Source organism: Actinomadura sp. KC216, assembly GCF_004348535.1.
In the GTDB taxonomy this organism is placed as follows: domain Bacteria; phylum Actinomycetota; class Actinomycetes; order Streptosporangiales; family Streptosporangiaceae; genus Spirillospora.
Map to the genome: position 1 here is coordinate 1 of NZ_SMJX01000542.1, position 3,025 is coordinate 3,025.

At 74.1% G+C, this 3,025-nt stretch carries 3 protein-coding genes; 1 reads left to right on the forward strand and 2 read right to left on the reverse strand.

Annotated elements, in window-relative coordinates; genetic code table 11:
• The first annotated feature begins 38 nt into the window (after window positions 1–38).
• Window positions 39–1,019, forward strand: coding sequence for an asparaginase (locus E1264_RS41685; protein WP_132182959.1), 981 nt, complete (start codon window positions 39–41; stop codon window positions 1,017–1,019).
• On the opposite strand, the gene E1264_RS41690 is transcribed toward E1264_RS41685, so the two are convergent.
• Both E1264_RS41690 and E1264_RS41695 read right to left on the reverse strand, forming a co-directional pair.
• Complete coding sequence (locus E1264_RS41690; protein WP_132182961.1) at window positions 1,016–1,441, reverse strand: hypothetical protein; 426 nt, start codon at window positions 1,439–1,441, stop codon at window positions 1,016–1,018. The two genes, E1264_RS41685 and E1264_RS41690, sit on opposite strands and share 4 nt — an antisense overlap.
• Before the next feature lie 41 nt (window positions 1,442–1,482).
• Complete coding sequence (locus E1264_RS41695) at window positions 1,483–2,760, reverse strand: MFS transporter (protein ID WP_243711499.1); 1,278 nt, start codon at window positions 2,758–2,760, stop codon at window positions 1,483–1,485.
• Window positions 2,761–3,025: the final 265 nt, after the last annotated feature.

Sequence of the window (3,025 nt, forward strand, 5' to 3'; positions counted from 1 at the left end):
GTCGACCATGGGGGGACTGGGACGGAGGAGGGGGAGCGGTGGAAAGCAATCCTGTGCTCGTTGAGGTGGAACGGTCCGGGTTCGTGGAGTCGCGGCATCGCGGCGTGGCCGTCGGGCTCGGCTCCGACGGGACGGTCGTGGTGCGCGCGGGGTCCCCCGAGGTGCCGATCTTCCCGCGCTCGGCGAACAAGCCGGTGCAGGCCGTCGCGATGCTGCGGGCCGGGCTCGATCTGGACGGCGAGCTGCTCGCGCTGGCCGCCGGGAGCCACTCGGGCGAGGACTTCCACGTCGAGGGGACGGAGAAGATCCTCGCCGGGGCCGGGCTCGGGGCCGCTGACCTGCGCTGCCCGGAGAGCTGGCCGCTCGACCCCGAGACGCAGCAGGACGTCGCCCGGAGCGGCGGCGGGGCGTCGCGGCTGCGGATGAACTGCTCCGGCAAGCACGCCGCCATGCTCGCCACGTGCGTCGCGGTCGGGTGGCCCACCGAGTCCTATCTTGAGGCCGAGCATCCGCTGCAGGTCGTCATCCGGGAGACCGTGGAGGAACTGGCAGGGGAGCCGGTCGCGGCCGTTGGGGTGGACGGGTGCGGGGCGCCGCTGTTCGCCGTTTCCACGGCCGGGGTGGCGCGGGCGTTCCGTGCGCTGGTCCTGGCCGCGCCCGAGACGCCCGAGTGGCGCGTCGCGGAGGCGATGCGGACGCATCCGCAGTGGACGTCCGGCACCCGGCGCGAGGAGCGGCGGCTGATGGACGCCGTCCCCGGCCTGGTGGTCAAGTGCGGGGCGGAGGGCGTCGACGCGTTCGCGCTCCCCGGTGGCCGGGCGGGCGCCGTCAAGATCGATGACGGGGCGATGCGGGCCCGGACGCCCGTGACCGTCGCCCTGCTGCGCGCCCTCGGTGTCGATGAGGGCGTGGCGGGACTGGACGCCGGGGCGCTGGGCGAGCTGTCGGTGGTCGAGGTGCGCGGGGGACACGGCGTCGTCGGCGCGATCCGTCCCGCCCCGGACGTCTTCGGCCGCTAGGCCGGGCCGCCGCTCTGCTTCGGCTCCTCGTCCTTGAGCTCGTCGAACTCCGACTTGAAGATCGTCTGCTCGTACAGGACGCCGTCCGGCCACGGGTTCTTCGGCTCCCGGCCGGGCTGGGGGTTGTCGCGGCGGAACTCCTCCCACTGCGACTCCCGGCTCGGCGGATAGCTGTGCGAGAACATGCCGGGGCGGTAGGTGTAGGTGCCGCCCTGCTCCATCCCGCGATGGTTGTGCTGGTCGTTGCGGCGCTCGGGGTGGATCTTCCGGGACGACGCCAGCACCGTCATGGACAGCCGCCCGACCAGCGCCACCACGGCGACGACCGGGATGATCCACGCCCACCAGAGAGGGCCGCGCGGGGCCGTCTCCGCCAGCACGGAGCCGGTCAGCGCGGGTTCGGCCAGGATCGTGGCGAGCATCTCGGACCACCTCCCGGTGGTGTATCGGCCTGAACACGGGGTCAATTAGGGATGTGTCCGCTTATTGACGCGTTAACCCCATTTGGGGTTGGTTCGGGCGTTCCGGTGGTGTCTCCGCCGACCGCGCGGTTGCGCCCGGCCGCCAGCCCGGGCAGGGCCATGACGGCGCAGACCAGCAGGACGGCGATCATCGGAACGGTCCAGCCGTCCGTGGCGTCGTGCAGCGCGCCGATCGCGAGCGGGCCGAGCGCCGCGATGACGTAGCCGACCCCCTGCGCCATCCCCGACAGCTGCGCCGCGACCCGCGCGTCATGCGCCCGCAGCCCGATGAACGACAGCGCCGACGCGAACCCGAGGCCCTGCCCCAGCCCGAGGACGACCGCCCATCCCCAGACCGATTCGATCGGCGCCCACGTCACGCCCACGAAGCCCAGCAGGGTCAGCGTCACCGTGACGACCACCAGTGGACGCTGGTCGCGCGTCCGCCGGGCCAGCACCGGGACGGCCAGCGACCCGACCGCCTGGATCCCCGCCGTGAGGGCCAGGACGTATCCGGCCGCGGTCTCGTCCATCCCGCGGTCCTGGCAGAGCGTCGGGAGCCAGCCGAGGACGACGTACGCCAGCAGCGACTGCATCCCCATGAACACCGTGACCTGCCACGCCAGCCGGGACCGCCACACCCGCGCCGCCACCCCGCGCGCGGACGCCACGGGCGGCGCGGACCGTGCGGCGTGCGCGGCCCGGCGGGCGCGCGGCAGCCAGAGCAGGCCCGCGAGCGCCGCCGGGATCGCCAGCAGGCCCAGCGGAAGCCGCCAGGTCGCGTCGAACGCGTCCTCGATCGGCACGGACAGCCCGGACGCGACCGACGCCCCGCCCGACACCGCCACCGTGTAGATCGCCGTCACCGTCGTGATCCGCGCCGGATGGTCCCGCTTGATGATCGTGGGCATCGCGATGTTGCCGATGCTGATCGCGATCCCGGCGGCGAGGGAGCCCGCGAACAGCGGGAACGGGGCGTCCAGCAGCCGGAGCAGGAGCCCGGCGACGAGCAGCGCCATCGCGGTGACCAGCAGCGTCTCGCTGCGCGGCGGGCGGCGCAGGAACGCCGCGACGAGCCCGTAGGAGCCGAAGAAGGCCAGCGGCAGCGTGGTCAGGGCCCCGGCCGCCGTCCCGGACAGGCCGAACGCGTCCCTGATCTCGGTCAGCACGGGGCCGACCGCCGCGATCGCCGGACGGAGGTTGACCGCCACGAAGACGATCATCAGCAGGGCGGCGACCGTCTCCGCGCGCCGGTGCCGCCGGGTGGGCGCTTCCGTCACCGTGCGGCCCGCGTCTCCGGACACTGGCCGAGGACCGGACGCCCGCCGGGGACGGGGCGCCCGCCGGGGACGGGACTCAAACCCACCGGAACCTCCCAAAAGACGACGCCTGACATCGTACTTGGCCGGATCCGGACGGCCTCGGCGCGGGGACCCGCGGCGACCGCCGGGAGGGGTCTCGGCGATCACCGCGGGCGCGGACAACGCCCGCCGGACGGGGTGTGGGGCGTGGGAACCGGATCCGGCGGGCGCTGCATCCTTGGGG